Origin of the sequence: Streptomyces sp. B1I3 (assembly GCF_030816615.1) — a bacterium.
Lineage (GTDB): Bacteria > Actinomycetota > Actinomycetes > Streptomycetales > Streptomycetaceae > Streptomyces.
Genome location: NZ_JAUSYD010000001.1, coordinates 5,181,263 through 5,197,453 on the forward strand (window position 1 = coordinate 5,181,263; position 16,191 = coordinate 5,197,453).

General features: G+C 70.9%; 13 protein-coding genes, 1 tRNA gene and 1 pseudogene. 11 read left to right on the forward strand and 4 right to left on the reverse strand.

From position 1 onward, the window contains the following. Nucleotides 1-9: 9 nt before the first annotated feature. A complete protein-coding gene (locus tag QFZ58_RS23690) occupies nucleotides 10-573 on the reverse strand; it encodes a hypothetical protein (protein ID WP_307126914.1) in 564 nt (187 codons plus the stop codon). A gap of 78 nt (nucleotides 574-651) precedes the next feature. On the opposite strand from QFZ58_RS23690, the gene QFZ58_RS23695 reads away from it, so the two are divergent. The 9 genes and pseudogenes from QFZ58_RS23695 to QFZ58_RS23735 form a co-directional block, all read left to right on the forward strand. Beyond that, nucleotides 652-1,359: a response regulator transcription factor gene (locus tag QFZ58_RS23695; RefSeq protein ID WP_307126915.1), complete on the forward strand. Its 708-nt coding sequence runs from the start codon at nucleotides 652-654 to the stop codon at nucleotides 1,357-1,359. Beyond that, nucleotides 1,356-2,819, forward strand: a complete 1,464-nt coding sequence (locus QFZ58_RS23700) for a HAMP domain-containing sensor histidine kinase (protein ID WP_307126916.1) — start codon at nucleotides 1,356-1,358, stop codon at nucleotides 2,817-2,819. The genes QFZ58_RS23695 and QFZ58_RS23700 overlap by 4 nt, the downstream gene beginning before the upstream one ends. A 180-nt stretch (nucleotides 2,820-2,999) precedes the next feature. Next, nucleotides 3,000-4,550 (forward strand): cellulose binding domain-containing protein, encoded by a 1,551-nt coding sequence (locus QFZ58_RS23705; protein WP_307126917.1) that lies wholly within the window; start codon nucleotides 3,000-3,002, stop codon nucleotides 4,548-4,550. A gap of 720 nt (nucleotides 4,551-5,270) precedes the next feature. Next, nucleotides 5,271-6,593 (forward strand): ABC transporter substrate-binding protein, encoded by a 1,323-nt coding sequence (locus QFZ58_RS23710; protein ID WP_307126918.1) that lies wholly within the window; start codon nucleotides 5,271-5,273, stop codon nucleotides 6,591-6,593. 170 nt (nucleotides 6,594-6,763) lie between these two features. Beyond that, nucleotides 6,764-7,762 (forward strand): carbohydrate ABC transporter permease, encoded by a 999-nt coding sequence (locus QFZ58_RS23715; RefSeq protein ID WP_307126919.1) that lies wholly within the window; start codon nucleotides 6,764-6,766, stop codon nucleotides 7,760-7,762. Nucleotides 7,763-7,777: 15 nt separating this feature from the next. Then, nucleotides 7,778-8,704 carry a carbohydrate ABC transporter permease gene (locus QFZ58_RS23720; protein WP_307126920.1) on the forward strand — a complete coding sequence of 309 codons (927 nt, stop codon included), beginning with the start codon at nucleotides 7,778-7,780 and terminating at the stop codon, nucleotides 8,702-8,704. 184 nt (nucleotides 8,705-8,888) lie between these two features. Further along, nucleotides 8,889-10,349 (forward strand): GH1 family beta-glucosidase, encoded by a 1,461-nt coding sequence (locus QFZ58_RS23725; protein ID WP_307126921.1) that lies wholly within the window; start codon nucleotides 8,889-8,891, stop codon nucleotides 10,347-10,349. A 224-nt stretch (nucleotides 10,350-10,573) separates the two neighbouring features. Further along, complete coding sequence (locus QFZ58_RS23730; protein WP_307126922.1) at nucleotides 10,574-11,620, forward strand: LacI family DNA-binding transcriptional regulator; 1,047 nt, start codon at nucleotides 10,574-10,576, stop codon at nucleotides 11,618-11,620. Between the two features lie 224 nt (nucleotides 11,621-11,844). Beyond that, nucleotides 11,845-12,084 (forward strand): annotated as a pseudogene (locus QFZ58_RS23735) (TerD family protein); the annotation flags it as partial. Nucleotides 12,085-12,677: 593 nt separating this feature from the next. On the opposite strand, the gene QFZ58_RS23740 reads toward QFZ58_RS23735, so the two are convergent. The 3 genes from QFZ58_RS23740 to QFZ58_RS23750 form a co-directional block, all read right to left on the reverse strand. Continuing rightward, nucleotides 12,678-12,750: transfer RNA gene (locus tag QFZ58_RS23740), tRNA-His, on the reverse strand. Nucleotides 12,751-12,876: 126 nt separating this feature from the next. Continuing rightward, entirely contained in the window at nucleotides 12,877-13,482 is a 606-nt protein-coding gene (gene orn / locus QFZ58_RS23745) for an oligoribonuclease (RefSeq protein WP_307126923.1), read from the reverse strand. Between the two features lie 10 nt (nucleotides 13,483-13,492). Beyond that, complete coding sequence (locus QFZ58_RS23750) at nucleotides 13,493-14,725, reverse strand: helix-turn-helix domain-containing protein (protein WP_307126924.1); 1,233 nt, start codon at nucleotides 14,723-14,725, stop codon at nucleotides 13,493-13,495. Nucleotides 14,726-14,829: 104 nt separating this feature from the next. Between QFZ58_RS23750 and QFZ58_RS23755 the strand changes: the two genes are divergently transcribed. Further along, entirely contained in the window at nucleotides 14,830-15,072 is a 243-nt protein-coding gene (locus tag QFZ58_RS23755; RefSeq protein ID WP_307126925.1) for a hypothetical protein, read from the forward strand. A gap of 475 nt (nucleotides 15,073-15,547) precedes the next feature. Beyond that, entirely contained in the window at nucleotides 15,548-16,069 is a 522-nt protein-coding gene (locus tag QFZ58_RS23760) for a universal stress protein (protein ID WP_307126926.1), read from the forward strand. Nucleotides 16,070-16,191: the final 122 nt, after the last annotated feature.

Here is a 16,191-nt window from a genome sequence, read left to right on the forward strand (position 1 = left end):
CCGCGCGCGTCACTGGTCGACGACCTGCACCGTCGGCGGATGACCGTTCCACGTGCAGAAGACGGAGACCGTGGCGCCGGCCCCGTCGCCGAAGTCCACCCGGATCCACTGCCCGGTCGTCCACACCTGCATCGACCAGCCCTGCTCGGGGGTGGCCGAGACCAGCTTCGCCGCGTCGTCCGTCAGCTCCAGGACGACCCGCCCGCCGCGCGTCGGGTAGCTCTTCACCTCGCCGGAACCCGCAGCGGGCGCCGGGGACCCGGCCGGACCGGCACTCTCCGAGGGAGGCCGCGAGGAAGGCCGCCGGGAGGGGCGGGGTGACGGCGAGGTCCCGGCGCGCGAAGCCGTCACGCTCGGCGAGGGCGACGGCAGGGCGCTGTGCGTCGACGAGGACACCGGCGCGTCCGTGGCCCGTACGCCGTCCACGCTCCCCGCGCCCACGGAGACGGGCACCGCACGCGGGGGGTCGTACGCCGTCCCCGACATCACCGTGTGCACGCCCCACCACGACAGGGTGACCGCCGCCCCGGTGGCGAGCAGCCACGCGGTCGCGTGTACGAATCCTCGCTGCATCGGGCACATCCTGCACCACCCGTCCCGGTGTTGTCCCGGAGGGGACCGGGTTCCTCCGGATGGGCTACGGTGCCGCCCATGCCAAGTGTGCTCGTGGTCGAGGACGACCAGTTCGTACGTTCCGCCCTCATCCGGCACCTGACCGAGGCCTCCCACACGGTACGGAGTGTCGGCACCGCGCTCGAAGCGCTGCGCGAAGTGGCGCACTTCCGCTTCGACGTGGTCATCCTCGACCTCGGACTGCCCGATCTCGACGGTGGCGAGGCGCTCAAGATGCTGCGGTCCATCACCGACGTACCGGTCATCATCGCGACCGCGCGGGACGACGAGGCGGAGGTCGTCAGGCTGCTCAACGACGGCGCCGACGACTACCTCACCAAGCCGTTCTCCGTGGAGCACCTCTCCGCCCGCATGGCCGCCGTGCTGCGCCGCACCCGGGGTGCCGCCGGCCAGGCGCCGCCCCCACGCGTCATCCAGGTCGGCGGGCTCTCCATCGATCCGCTGCGCCGTCAGGCCGAACTGGACGGGAACGCGCTCGACCTGACCCGCCGGGAGTTCGACCTGCTGGCCTTCCTCGCCGGACGCCCCGGCGTCGTCGTCGCCCGCCGTGACCTGCTGGCCGAGGTCTGGCAGCAGTCCTACGGCGACGACCAGACCATCGACGTCCACCTTTCCTGGCTGCGCCGCAAACTGGGGGAGACCGCCGCCCGGCCGCGCTACCTGCACACCTTGCGCGGTGTCGGCGTCAAACTCGAACCGCCGGCGGCGCCCGAGCGGCCCTCATGAGATGGGCTCTGGTCAAGGTCTGTCTGGCCGTCACCGCCATGGTCGTGATCGCGTTCGCCGTGCCCCTCGGACTCGTCGTCAAGGAAATGGCCCGGGACCGTGCCTTCTCCGACGCCGAGCGCCAGGCCGCCACCATCGGCCCCACCCTCACCATCACCACCGACCGCGAGGAGCTGACCCGCGCGGTCCTGTCCACCGAACCCGGTGGCGACGGGCGGCTCGCCGTCCATGTCCCCGCCACCGACGAACCGGACAGCCGGCGGCTCGAGATCGGCACCCGGCGCGCCACCCGGGAGGACCTGGAGACCGTACGCGAGTCGGGGCGCGCCTCCATCGCCGAGGTGCCGGGCGGCTCCGCCCTCCTCCAGCCCACCGCCCTGGGCTCCGGTGACATCGCCGTCGTCGAGGTCTTCGTGGCCGAGGGCGAGTTCTCCCACGGAGTCGGCACGGCCTGGCTGATGCTGGCGGGCGTCGGCATCGCCCTGATCGTCGGCTCGGTCGCGGTCGCCGACCGGCTCGGCGTACGCATGGTCGAGCCCGCCCAGCGCCTCGCGGGTGCCGCCCAGGACCTGGGGGAGGGCCGGCTGGGGACCAGGGTCCCGGAGGAGGGACCGACCGAACTGCGGTCCGCGGCCGTCGCCTTCAACTCCATGGCCGACCAGGTGGTCCAGCTCCTCGCCAACGAACGCGAGCTCGCCGCCGACCTCTCGCACCGGCTGCGCACCCCGCTGACCGTGCTGCGCCTCAACGCCGCCTCGCTGGGCGAGGGGCCGGCCGCCGAGCAGACCCGGGCCGCGGTCCAGCAGCTGGAGCGCGAGGTCGACACGATCATCCGTACCGCCCGTGAGCAACGCCCGCAGACACAGGGCGTCCAGACGGGCGCCGGCGCCGGGTGCGACGCGTCCGAGGTGATCCGGGAACGCATGGGGTTCTGGTCGGCGCTGGCCGAGGACGAGGGCCGTACGGTCAGCCTCGCGGGGGTGGACCGCACGGTCCGCATCCCGGTCGCCAGGGCCGAACTGGCCGCCGCGCTCGACGCCCTGCTCGGCAACGTCTTCCGGCACACCCCCGAGGGCACCGCGTTCGCCGTCGACGTCCACCACAGCGGCGACGCGGTCCTGGTGCTGGTCTCGGACGCCGGACCCGGCATACCCGACCCGGCGGCGGCCCTGGCCCGGGGCGCCAGCGGCCGGAGCGGTGGGCGGGACGCGGTGGGATCGACCGGCCTCGGCCTGGACATCGTCCGCCGGGTCGCCGAGTCCACCGGCGGTGACCTGCGGATCGGGCGTTCGGTGCTCGGCGGTACGGAGGTACGCATCTGGATCGGGCTGGACGGCCCGTCCGAACGCGCGCGCCGCGACCACCGGGTGGGCAAGCGCAAGGGGAAGCGGAACGGCAGGCGCAGCGGCCTGCGGACCGGGGGAGCAGGGAGCCATGAGCCGGAACGCCGGGGCCGGTGACCCCGCGAGCCGGGTGCGGTGACCCCCGCGAGCCGGGGCCGGACCATTAACCGGCGCCGATGCCCTCCTTAAGCCAACCCTAAGAACATCGGCCGAGGTACCAAGAGCCCCATTTGCCGGTTTCCGGGCGGCTAGCGTGCAGACGCAATCACCCCCCGGCAGGACAGAGGCAGGAACGCGATGGGTACCAGCACGCACCGCCGCACGACCAGTACCCGCACCAAGGCGGTCGGCGCCCTGGTCGCTGCGGCTGTCATCGGCGGCACGGTCTTCGCACTCACCGGCACGGCGCAGGCCGCGGCGGTCGGCGCCACCTACACCAGGACCAGCGGCTGGAGCGGCGGCTACACCGGGCAGTACGTCGTCACGAACGACACCGGCAGGACCCGGTCGGGGTGGACGCTCGAATTCGACCTCCCCGCCGGCACGAAGATCGACTCGCTCTGGAACGGTGAGCACAGCGTCAGCGGCGGCCACGTCACCGTGAAGCCGGCGAGCTGGAACAAGGACCTCGCCCCCGGCGCGTCCGTGACGGTCGGTTTCGTCACCGCCGCGTCGGGCACCGCGGCCGATCCGGTCGAGTGCGTCATCGACGGCGCCGCGTGTTCCGCCGACGCCGGCGCGACACCGCAGCCGAGCGGACGCCCGACCGGGACGCCGGCGCCCACACCGACGCAGACGGCGACGCCCGCGCCCACGGAGACGGGAACGGCCGCGCCCACGCCTTCCCGGACGTCCGGCGGCGACGGAGGCGGGAACGGCGACGGAGGCGGGAACGGCGACGGAGGCGGGAACGGCGACGGAGGCGGGAACGGCGACGGCGGGAGCGGTACGGCAACCGGCGCGCGGTTCGCCCCGTACGTCGACACCTCCCTCTACCCGGCGTACGACCTGCTCGACACGGCCGGCCGGACGGGCGTCAAGGAGTTCACGCTCGCGTTCATCACGTCCGGCGGCAGCTGCACCCCGCTCTGGGGCGGGGTGACCGCCCTCGGTGACGACGCGGTGGCCGCCCAGATCGGCGCACTGCGGGCCGAAGGCGGAGACGTCCGCGTCTCCTTCGGCGGCGCGGCCGGCGCGGAACTGGCCCTGCACTGCTCCTCGGCCGCCGAACTGGCCGCCGCGTACGGCAAGGTCATCGACACCTACGAGCTCACCAAGGTCGACTTCGACATCGAGGGCGGGGCGCTGCCCGACACGGCGGCCAACTCCCGCCGTTCGCAGGCCATCGCCCAACTCCAGAAGTCCCACCCCGGACTGGACGTCTCCTTCACGCTGCCGGTGATGCCCGAGGGGCTGACCCAGCCGGGCGTGGACCTGATCGCAGACGCGAAGAAGAACGGGGTCACGGTCGACGCGGTCAACATCATGGCGATGGACTACGGGGCCTCCTACAGCGGTGACATGGGTGACTACGCGACCCAGGCTGCCACCGCCACCCAGGCACAGATCAAGGGCGTGCTCGGCCTCTCCGACGACGCCGCCTGGAAGGCGGTCGCGGTCACCCCCATGATCGGCGTCAACGACGTCGCGACGGAGGTCTTCAAGGTCGACGACGCCGCCCAGCTGGTGAAGTTCGCGCAGGAGAAGGGCATCGGGCGGCTGGCGATGTGGTCCGGCACGCGGGACAAGCAGTGTGCGGGCGGCACCAAGCCGACGGCGGACGCGAGCTGCAGCTCGATCCTCCAGGAGCCGCTGGCCTTCACGAAGGCTTTCGGAGCCCTCCGCTAGCACCCGCCCGCTCCACCCGCGGGCACCCACCCGCCCCCACCCCGCAGGCACTCCCGTACTCCCGCAGACCATCCCCGCCCGTCCGCAGACCATCCCCGCCCGCGCACCCCGGCCGGCCCCCCACCCCCCACATCCGGCCGGGGTGCGCGCCCCTTTGTCCGCACCTTCCACCCGCCGAGCGGAACACCCCCCTGCCCGCCCGGAGTTCGGGGAAAGAACGCGGGAAGGCACTCAGGTCCCTCTGGGCACCCCCGAACCGCCGTGTCCCGTTCATTTTCCGGCGGGCGTCTCCGGACGGGCGGGGCCGGTGGCACCCGCCGGAAAGCCCGCGCCGAAAACCGCCGACGAGGCGCCCCGGATCGCGGACAGCTGCCGCCTTTTCGGCCCAACATCCGTCTGACCTGCGGACTTTGGCAACCGGGCGCTCAACCCATGCAGGGTGCGTCGATGAACGCAAGACCTCGGTCGGACACGTTCGCGTGACTTGCAGGACACACTCGGGCAACGGAAGCGTCTTCAACTCTTGACACCCACCCCCTTCAGGCAGCAATCTTCCGGCATCAGCGCATGGGAGCGCTCCCATATCGAACGAGGTTTTTCGCTCGTACGGGGACGGCACAGCCCATGTCCTCTCCGTACCACTGGCACCCGCACCCACCAGCGCGTATGCCGAGCAGATCGAACGAACGCCAGTCCCACCCTGGAACAAGGAGTAGTGGAATGCGCATCACCCGCACCGTCGCAGGTCGACGCCGCAGAGCTGCCGTCATGGCCACCACGGGCCTCACGGCCACCGCGCTGCTGCTGACCGGCTGCAGCGACTCGGGATCGGACTCCGACGAGGCCGACGCGAACGGGAACATCACCCTGACCGTCGCCGACTTCGGGCAGTTCGGGTACAAGGAGGCGGGGCTCTTCGCGAAGTACCACGAGCTCCACCCGAACATCACGGTCAAGGAAAACACCACGGCCGACGAGAAGGTCTACTACCCCAAGTTCCTCCAGCAGCTCAACACGGGCAGCGGACTGGCCGACGTACAGGGCATCGAGGTCGGCCGCATCAAGGAGCTCGTCGACACCAAGGCCGACGCGTTCACCGACCTCGCCAAGGTGGTCGACACCGACCAGTGGGTGAACTGGAAGGCGCTGCAGGCCAGCACCGACGAGGGCAAGGTCATCGGAGCGGGCACCGACATCGGCCCCATGTCGATCTGCTACCGCCGTGACCTGTTCGAGCAGGCCGGTCTGCCGGCCGACCGCGAGGCGGTCGCCGCGAAGGTCGCCGGCGGCTGGGAGGACTACCTCAAGCTCGGTGAGGAGTACAAGAAGAAGGCTCCCAAGGACACCTTCTTCATGGACTCCGCCAGCGCCATGTACAACGGCGTGGTCAGCTCCGACTCGGAGCAGTACTACTCCAAGGACGGCAAGCCGATCTACAAGGAGAGCGCCGGCGTCAAGGCGGGCTGGGATCTCGCCGCCGAGGCCGTCGACAAGAAGCTGACCCAGGGCCTGGCCCAGTTCAGCCCCCCGTGGCAGGCGGCCCTGCGCAAGGGCAGCATCGCCACCGTCGCCTGCCCCGCGTGGATGGCGGCGCAGATCTCCACGTACGCCGGTGACGCGTTCAAGGGCAAGTGGGACATCGCCCGCACTCCGGGTGAGACCGCGGCCAACTGGGGCGGTTCGTTCCTCTCCGTGCCCGCGAAGGGCAAGCACGTGAAGGAGGCCGGTGAGCTCGTCAAGTGGCTGACCGCGCCCGAGCAGCAGGCCGCCGTCTTCAAGGCGGTCGGTGTCTTCCCGTCGAACAAGGGCGCCTACGAGCTCGCCGACGTGAAGAGCGCCAAGCTGGCGTACTTCAACAACGCCCCCATCGGTGAGATCTACGCCGAAGAGGCACAGATCATCCCCGCGGCCGTGCTCGGCCCGAAGGACGGCATCATCAAGGACTCCATCTCCACCCAGATCAACAACATGGAGCAGCGCGGCACCAGCCCGGACAAGGCCTGGGACGCCGCCACCGAGGCCATCGACAAGGTGATCGGCTGATCCTGGCCGGTGCGGGCGGCCGGGACGCCTTCCACGCGTCCCCGGCCGCCCGCACCGGTGCCGGTTCCCGAACCGGCCCCGTGCACGGCTTCCGACACCCCCGCCGGACCTGACCAGAGGCCCGGCCTGCCCCTGTGGTGTCGGCACACCCCAGGGAAGGACTCCCACCTGTGGCAACCACGACCCCCACCCGGGGCGCACACGGCTCCCGGCCCAGCCGCCGCGCTCCGAAGCCCATGACCCCCGCTCGCCAGGCATGGCGCAGCCGGCTGTGGCGATGGGACGACAAGGCGTCGCCGTACGCCTACATCGCCCCCTTCTTCCTCGTCTTCGGGGCCTTCGGGCTCTACCCCCTCATCTACACGGGCTGGATCGCCCTCCACAAGGTGGAGATGACCGGCCTCGACCAGATGGAATGGGTCGGCTGGGACAACTTCAGCACCATCCTGCAGGACTCCGAGTTCTGGACCGCGGTCACCAACACCTTCGTCATCGGGGTCATCTCGACCGTCCCGCAGCTGATGATGGCGCTCGGCCTCGCCCACCTGCTGAACTACAAGCTGCGTGCCAGCACCTTCTGGCGCACGGTGATCCTCACCCCGTACGCCACCTCGGTGGCCTCCGCGGCTCTCGTCTTCGCCCTGGTGTTCCGCGCGGACGGCGGCCTCCTGAACTGGGTGCTCAGCTTCTTCGGCGCCGGTGAGACGAACTGGGTCAACGGCCACTGGACGTCCAACATCGCCATCGCCGTCATCGTGATCTGGCGCTGGACGGGCTACAACACGCTGATCTACCTGGCCGCCATGCAGGCGGTCCCCTCGGACCTGTACGAGGCCGCCTCGATCGACGGGGCCTCGCGCTGGCAGCAGTTCCGCAACGTGACGATTCCCGCGCTCCGGCCGACGATCCTCTTCACGATCGTCATCTCGACCATCGGCTCCATGCAGCTGTTCGGTGAGCCCCTCCTGCTCGAGGGCGGCGTCAACGGAGCGCAGGGCGGCACGGAGCACCAGTACGAAACGCTCAGCATCTACCTCTACAACTACGGCTGGAATCTCGGGCACCTCGGTCCGGCCGCCGCAGTCGCCTGGGCCATGCTCGTCCTGCTGCTGCTCATTGCCGCGATCAACTGGCTCATCGGGCGCTTCGCGCGCAAGACCGCGGCCTGACGGGGAGCGATAACCATGACCACCACCAGCCCCATCACCGCCCCGGACCACCGCGGCGTCACCAAGACCGCCGCCCGCCCCGGCGAACCGCCGCGCCGCCGCCGCTTCAAGCCCGGAGCCGGCCGCCAGCACCACGCGGGACCCTTCGCCTACTTCGCCCTGGCCGTCGTCGGCATCGGCTCGCTGTTCCCGCTGTACTGGACGCTCGTCACCGCGTCCCGCACCCAGGACGAGGTGCTGGACACGCCTCCGCCGCTCTTCCCGGGCGGCAAGCTGTTCGACAACCTCGAAGCGGCCTGGGAACAGGCCCACCTCGGCACAGCCATCCTCAACACCTTCATCGTGTCCTGCTGCATCACCGCCGCGACCCTCTTCTTCTGCACCCTGGCGGGCTACGCCTTCGCCAAGATGCGCTTCAGGGGCCGTGGAGCGCTGATGACCACGGTCATCGCCACCCTGACGATCCCTCCGCAGCTGAGCGTCGTCCCGCTGTTCATGATGATGTCCGACATCGGCTGGGGCGGGCAGCTGGAGTCGGTGATCTTCCCGACCCTGGTGAGCGCCTTCGGTGTGTTCTTCATGCGTCAGTACCTCCTGGAGGCGCTGCCGTACGAGCTCATCGAGGCGGGCAGGATGGACGGGGCGAACAACCTGCGTATCGTCCGGAGCATCGTGCTCCCCGTGGCCCGCCCGGCCATGATGGTGCTCGGCATGCTCACCTTCGTCCAGACGTGGAACGACTTCTTCTGGCCCTACCTCGCGCTGAACCAGGAGAACCCCACCCTGCAGGTCGCCCTCGGCCAGCTGAGTGCCTCCTACGTTCCCGACCAGAGCATCATCATGGCCGGCGCGCTGATCAGCACAGTGCCGCTGCTCGTCGTCTTCGTGATCTTCGGCAAGCAGATCGTCGGTGGGATCATGTCCGGTGCCGTCAAGGGCTGACCGCCCGCAGCGGACTCCGGCCGGCGGTCCCGCCGCGGTCCGGCCCCGGTCCGACCCCGGGCCGCCGGTCCTCCCCGGTCGGCCCCGGCCGTTCCGTACGGCCTGTACCTGACCACAGACCGTACGGGGGTCGGGGCCCCCGCACTTCCCGTCCCTTTCCCTCCACCCATGGGAGCGCTCCCGCATGACTGCCGTACGACCCGACACCACCCCGAAGCAGGCGCCCGAGGCACAGTTCCCCACGGGCTTCATCTGGGGCGCGGCGACCGCCTCCTACCAGGTCGAGGGTGCCGCTGCCGAGGACGGCCGCACGCCGTCCATCTGGGACACCTTCAGCCGTACTCCCGGCAAGGTCCGCAACGGCGACACCGGCGACATCGCCGCCGACCACTACCACCGCTACCGCGACGACGTCGCACTCATGAAGCAGCTCGGGCTGAAGGCCTACCGCTTCTCCGTCTCCTGGTCCCGTGTGCAGCCCACCGGCCGAGGCCCGGCCGTCGAGCGCGGCCTGGACTTCTACCGCAAACTCGTCGACGAGCTGCTCGACGCCGGCATCATGCCCGTCGCCACCCTCTACCACTGGGACCTGCCCCAGGAGCTGGAGGACGCCGGCGGCTGGCCCGAGCGCGTCACCGCCGAGCGCTTCGCCGACTACGCCGCCATCGTGTCCGGCGCACTCGGCGACCGGGTCGGCATGTGGACCACCCTCAACGAGCCGTGGTGCTCGGCCTATCTCGGTTACGGCTCCGGTGTGCACGCCCCCGGCCGCACCGAGCCCGCAGCGGCGCTGCAGGCGGCCCACCACCTCAACCTCGCCCATGGCCGGGCGATCGAGGTTCTGCGCGCCCAACTCCCCGCTGCTGCGCAGACCTCGGTCACCCTCAATCTCCACCAGGTCCGCCCGCTCACCGACAGTCCGGCCGACGTGGACGCCGCACGCCGGATCGACGCCGTCGGCAACCGCGTCTTCACCGGCCCGATGCTGCGCGGCGAGTACCCCGAGGACCTGATCGCCGACACCTCGCACCTGGTGGACTGGTCGAAACTGGTCAAGGACGGCGACCTCGCGGCCATCTCCCGTCCCGTCGACGCGCTCGGCATCAACTACTACACGCCGACCCTGGTCTCCGACCCGGTCGAGGGTGCGGACTACGCGCGCAGCGAGGCCCACGGCAGCAGCGCCCACTCCCCGTGGCCCGGCTCCGAGCACATCGCCTTCCACCTCGCGGAGGGGAAGGCGCGCACCGCGATGGACTGGTCGATCGACCCCGACGGGCTGTACAGCCTGCTCATGGACGTCCACCGCGACCACCCCGGTCTGCCGCTGATGGTCACCGAGAACGGCGCCGCGTTCGACGACTACGTCTCGCCCGAGGGCAAGGTCGAGGACCCCGAGCGGATCGCCTACCTGCACGGCCACCTCGACGCCGTCCGGCGGGCGATCGCCGACGGCGCGGACGTCCGCGGCTACTTCCTGTGGTCGCTGATGGACAACTTCGAGTGGGCGTACGGCTATTCGAAGCGTTTCGGTGCGGTGTACGTCGACTACGCCTCCCAGCGCCGCATCCCCAAGGCGAGCGCCCACTGGTACTCCGACGTGATCCGCCGCCACGCCCTGCCCCGGGCCGACGGCGCGGTCTGACCCGAGAAGGAGGAGCGGGGCCCGCCCGGGGGGGGGCGGGCCCCGCTTTTCTGCGCCCGCCCCGCCTTACCTGCCGGTCACACGGACGCCGTAGGCTTGGGAGCGCTCCCAAGAATGTGGCGCCGGCACGGACCGCCAGGTCCGCACGAGTGTCGAGGGAACGGGCAGTGGGACTTGGTTTGGCTACCCCGCTGTGAGAAATTGACCGCGAACGGGAGGCAGCCATGGCGGCAGCGCGAGTACGGAGTGGCGGGCGGCCCACGCTCGAAGAGGTAGCGGCACGGGCCGGAGTGGGGCGGGGCACTGCCTCACGCGTCATCAACGGCTCGCCCCGGGTCAGCGCCCAGACCAGGGAGGCCGTCGAGGCGGCCGTCGCCGAACTGGGTTACGTGCCCAACCGGGCGGCCCGCGCGCTCGCCGGGAACCGGACGGACGCCATCGCGCTCGTCGTGCCCGAGTCCGAGACCCGGTTCTTCGCCGAACCGTACTTCTCCGACATCGTGCGGGGAGTCGGAGCGGCCCTCGCCGACACCGAGATGCAGTTGCTGCTGACCCTCGCCGGCAACGACCGCGAGCGCCGCCGGCTGGCCCAGTACCTGACCGCGCACCGGGTCGACGGTGTGCTGCTGGTCTCCGTGCACGCGGACGACCCGCTGCCCGACCTGCTGGAGCAGCTCGGCATGCCCTCCGTGATCAGCGGCCGCAGGCACGCGGCGGAGACGCTGCCCTCCGTCGACTCCGACAACTTCGAGGGCGCCCGCGCGGCGGTGGACCACCTGATAGCGCGGGGCCGCCGCTGCATCGCCACGATCACCGGACGCCTCGACGTGTACGGCGCCCAGCGCCGCCTCGACGGCTACCGCAAGGCCGTCGCCGCGGCCGGGCTCGACCCGGACGAGCGGCTGATCGCCCCTGCCGACTTCAGCGAGGAAGGCGGCGTCCGCGCCATGCGCGAGCTGCTGGCCCGGCGCCCGGACGTGGACGCGGTGTTCGCCGCATCCGACGTGATGGCGGCGGGCGCCCGCCAGGTGCTGCGTGAGTCCGGCCGCCGCATCCCGGACGACGTGGCCCTCATCGGCTTCGACGACTCGGCGGTGGCCCGCCACATGGACCCGCCGCTGACGAGCGTCCGCCAGCCGATCGAGGAGATGGGCCGCACGATGACCCGCGTCCTGCTCCAGGAGATCGCGAACCGCTCCTCGGGCGACGGCACCCAGGAACGCCCGAGGATCGTGCTGCCCACGGAGCTGGTGGTGCGGGAGTCGTCCTGACGTGCGGGGGTGAGCCCGCTTGCTCGTACGAAGGTCAAAAATTTCACAACTCCTCCATGAGCGGAGTCGTCGGCCACTAGGGTTCCCGGATACGGCGAACGTGTGACGCACCACACAACGTCACACACCATCCTGCCGCGCGTGCGCCCTGGTCCGGCAGTGCCTTTGGGGGGCCGCATGCAGAAGATGGTCAAGGGTGCCAACGTCGGTCTGGCCGCGCTGAGCGAGGACGTCGGATCCGTGGTGACCCCGAACCGGCGGACCTCCTCCCGAAGGACGGTGCGGAGATCGTCGGCTTCCGGCTCTCCCTGTTCAAGGGCATGGGCAACGGCCGGGGCAATGCCGAATCAGGGTTCATCCGCAGTGTCGACGAGGCGGTGGACCGCTTCCACGCTCATGTGATCACCCGGTTGGAGACCCGTGAAGGGCGCCGCACCGGGGGCGAGCCGGTGGCTTCCCGCTGACTTCCCGCTGGACGTGGGGGGCGGCCCCGCCGCGTCGGGGGAATGCGCGGCAGGGCCACTGTGCCGAGTGCCCGGCAGGCGGGTTTCGATGCGGTGCGGGGCGCTCTGTGCCGGGTCTCACGTGGCTGCCCAGCCGGACGCCGGCCGCGCCGTGCGTACGGCGGACCCGCGACCATGCCGGCGTGCCGCCGACACCTCGGTGACCCGCGGGCTCGCAGGCCGCTGCCTGGAGCGGTGACGGGAGCGGTGACCAGCCTCCGGACGGACATCGGCTCGGCGAGGGCGCGCTCCAGTACCTGCTGCGCGTGGCGTGGCGGGAGCGAGCGGTGGTGGAACGCCCGGCGACCGCCCGGCCGGCGTGCCTCCTCCTCGCCGTCCCGCAGCGTCCCGCACCGCGCGGCTGCCGGCCACGTGGGCCCGGAGAGGCTGCCGCTGGGCCCAGGGCCCCACCGCGCCCGTCCCGCGCTCCCGGACGGGACGCCGGACGGTGTCCGGGGCCGGTATCGGGGCACAGGGCACAGGGCACAGGGCACAGGGCACAGGGCACGAGAAAGGCCCGACCTGTTTTCACAGGTCGGGCCTTTCTCCATCAGGGTGAGTAACGGGACTTGAACCCGCGACATCCTGGACCACAACCAGGTGCTCTGCCAGCTGAGCTATACCCACCATGTCGCCCGGTCTTTTTCCGACCGGCCGAGAAAAAGTGTACAGGGTCCGAGAGGGTGCTCGCGCCCGAGTTCTTCCGGCCCCGGTCGCGGGCCCCGAAGGGCCCGTGACCAGGGGGTGTGCGCCCTACTGGGCGGTGGGCGGCGTGTGGCGTGCCGCGATCTCCTTGGCGCGTGCCGAGTCCGGGCCGGGCTGCGGCACGAAGACGGCCTCGCGGTAGTACCGCAGCTCCGTGATGGAGTCACGGATGTCCGCCAGCGCCCGGTGGTTGCCGTTCTTGTCCGGACTGTTGAAGTACGCCCTCGGGTACCAGCGCCGGGCCAGCTCCTTGACCGAGGACACATCGACGATCCGGTAGTGGAGGTAGCCCTCCAGCGACGGCATGTCCCGCAGGAGGAAGCCCCGGTCGGTACCGACCGAGTTCCCGCACAGCGGGGCCTTGCCCGGCTCCTTCACGTGCTCGCGCACGTACGCCAGGACACGCTCCTCGGCGTCGGCCAGGGTGGTGCCCCCCGCCAGCTCGTCGAGGAGGCCCGAGGCGGTGTGCATCTGCCGCACCACCTCGGGCATCGTCTCCAGCGCCGCGTCCGGCGGGCGGATCACGATGTCCACCCCTTCGCCGAGCACGTTCAGTTCCGAGTCGGTGACCAGCGCGGCCACCTCGATGAGTGCGTCGTCCGTCAACGAGAGCCCGGTCATCTCGCAGTCGATCCACACCATGCGGTCGTTCATGCGCCCCACCCTACGGGGCACTCCGCTGCCCGGGCAGGGCCGGGCGCCCGGGAACGTACGCATCGGGCATCCCCGCGAAGTGCTCCATGGGGCCGCCGGAGCCCGCCGCCGCGGTGACGGGTGCCGGGCCGGGGGAGGCCGCCACAGCGGCCCGCCGGCTCGACGCCGTGCCCTGGGTGGGCACGGACGTCTCCATCACCGTGGTGACGCCCTCGAGCGCCCCGCCCTGCGGACGACGGGCCCGGTAGGCGGCCCGGTACGCGGCGGGGGAGGAGCCCAGCTGGCGGCGGAAGTGCCCGCGCAGCGCGACCGGCGAACGGAAGCCACAACGGCCCGCCACCTCGTCGACCGAGTAGTCGGAGGTCTCGAGCAGCCGCTGTGCCTGCAGCACGCGCTGGGTGATGAGCCACTGGAGCGGTGCGCTGCCCGTGAGCGAGCGGAACCTGCGGTCGAAGGTCCGCCTGCTCATGTAGGCACGCGCGGCCAGCGTCTCCACGTCGAACTGCTCGTGGAGATGCTCCAGCGCCCAGGCCACGACCTCGGCGAGCGGGTCGGAGCCGATCTCCTCCGGTAAAGACCTGTCCAGATAGCGCTCCTGACCGCCACTGCGCCGCGGCGGTACGACGAGCCGGCGAGCCAGCGCCCCCGCCGCCTCGGTGCCGTGGTCGGTACGGACTATGTGGAGGCACAGATCGATTCCGGCCGCCGTTCCGGCCGAGGTGAGTACGTCTCCGTCGTCGACGAACAGCTCTCGCGGATCGACGTGCACCGACGGATAACGCTTGGCCAGCGTCGGTGCGTACATCCAGTGTGTGGTGGCCGGGCGGCCGTCCAGCAGACCGGCCGCGGCCAGCACGAAGGCGCCCGTGCACAGTCCGACGATGCGCGCGCCCTCCTCGTGGGCGCGGCGCAGCGCGTCCAGTGCCTCGGCGGGCGGCGGTGATGTGATGGACCGCCAGGCGGGCACCACGACGGTGCCGGCCCTGCTGATCGCCTCCAGGCCGTACGGCGTGCTGAGTTCGAGCCCGCCGGTCGTGCGCAGCGGCCCTTCCTCACCCCCGCACACCAGCAGGCGGTAGCGCGGAACCCCCGCGTCCTGGCGGTCGATTCCGAAAACGGAGAGCGGGATGGAGCTCTCGAAGATAGGGCCGCCGCTGAACAGCAGTACGGCTACGACTTCCCGGCGCCGCCGCCCGGTCAGCTTCCGTGCGGCCTCCGTTGTGGTGGCGGAGTCCTGGCTCATGACGCTAAGCCCCCCTCGGTGTTCGCGTCTCCCTGGTCCCTACGGGCCTGTCGCTCCTGCACGTTTCCCCTCGGTCTCGCACGCGTCCCCAGTCCTCGATCCCCATGATCGAATCTACTGCGTTCCGTGGTGCCGACGTGACACGTTCCCCCACCGGCACTATGTCGACAAGGCAACTTGGCGCGAAGCATTTGATCACGAAGCGTTTCACCCGCGAGCGCCTCAGGGAAGAGCGCCTGGTGATCATGGCCCGTCCGCGTCGGGTCAAAGCGTACCGCGCGGTCTATTCCTGCCTGGTGGCACGTGGCTTGGTCGGCCATAACGCCAAGAAAAGGGGGCCGATGTGAAGTTGGCTGAAAACCGGCGGTTGCGCGTGCGCCTTTCAGTCATGCGACCGGCGTACGACCCCTGGCGTCGGCAGCTTCAGTGCGCCCCGAGGCCTTCAGGAGACTCTTCGACGCCCCGATGTGAACCACCCGGAGCCGCCCGGTGGCGGGGAGTGACGGCCGGGCCGGTGACGGGCGGGCCGCGTCCGCAAGCCGCTCGTGGATCTGTCACACCGGCCGGCGAGAACCGGAACGGAAGCCGGCCACTTCGCCCGAGCTGGATGTACGACACAACCGGCATTGCCATACGGGACGGTCTCGGGCATGCTCCCCCCATTGCCGCACGCAGCCGTGCGAGGGCTGGGCAGTGAAGGAGTGGCGCCGTACCCTTGAGGGTAAGGAGTTGGGAAGATGATTCCCGGACACGGCTTCACCGCTCGCAGGCCCACCTCCACACCGCTCCCTCCTCACGAGGACTCTCTTCGCCGAGACACCGATGGCCGGTCACGAAATCCCTGAACCCGCAGACCGCAAGCAGGTAGCCGACCCCCGGTCGGACCCGCAGACGGTCGCAGAGTCGCGCCCCTCCTGCGATCCCGCCTTCCGGCATGGGGTCGTGGTCGGTTTCGACGGTTCCATGTCCAGCGAGCGAGCTCTCGCCTATGCCATCGGCATGGCGGGAAGGCTGAGTTCCGGGCTGATCATCGTCCACGTGGCCAACCGGCTGCCGACCACGGTCTGGGCGGGTTGCGAGCCGCCGGTCTTCGTGGACGTGCCCGACCACCGCACCGAGGTCCTCGGCCTGGAGCTGGCGTGCGCGGACTACCTCTCCGACGTGCCGTGGGTGCTCGTCGAGCGTGGCGGTGACATCTGCCACGAGCTGGAGGAGGTCGGCCGCGAGTATTCGGCGGACGCCATCGTGGTCGGCTCCACGCACGGCATCGTGGGCCGGATCTTCGGCTCGGTGGCCGGCCGTCTCGCGCGACGCGCCCAGCGCCCCGTCATCGTCATCCCCTGAGGCCTCGGAGCGTCATTCCAGGAGGCCTCAGAAGGCCACAGGGCGGCCCCTGACGGCCCGTCAATCCTCTGCGGGCGGCCCGATTGCCGCCCGCACGCGCCAGGCGCGCGGAGAGCGGCCCC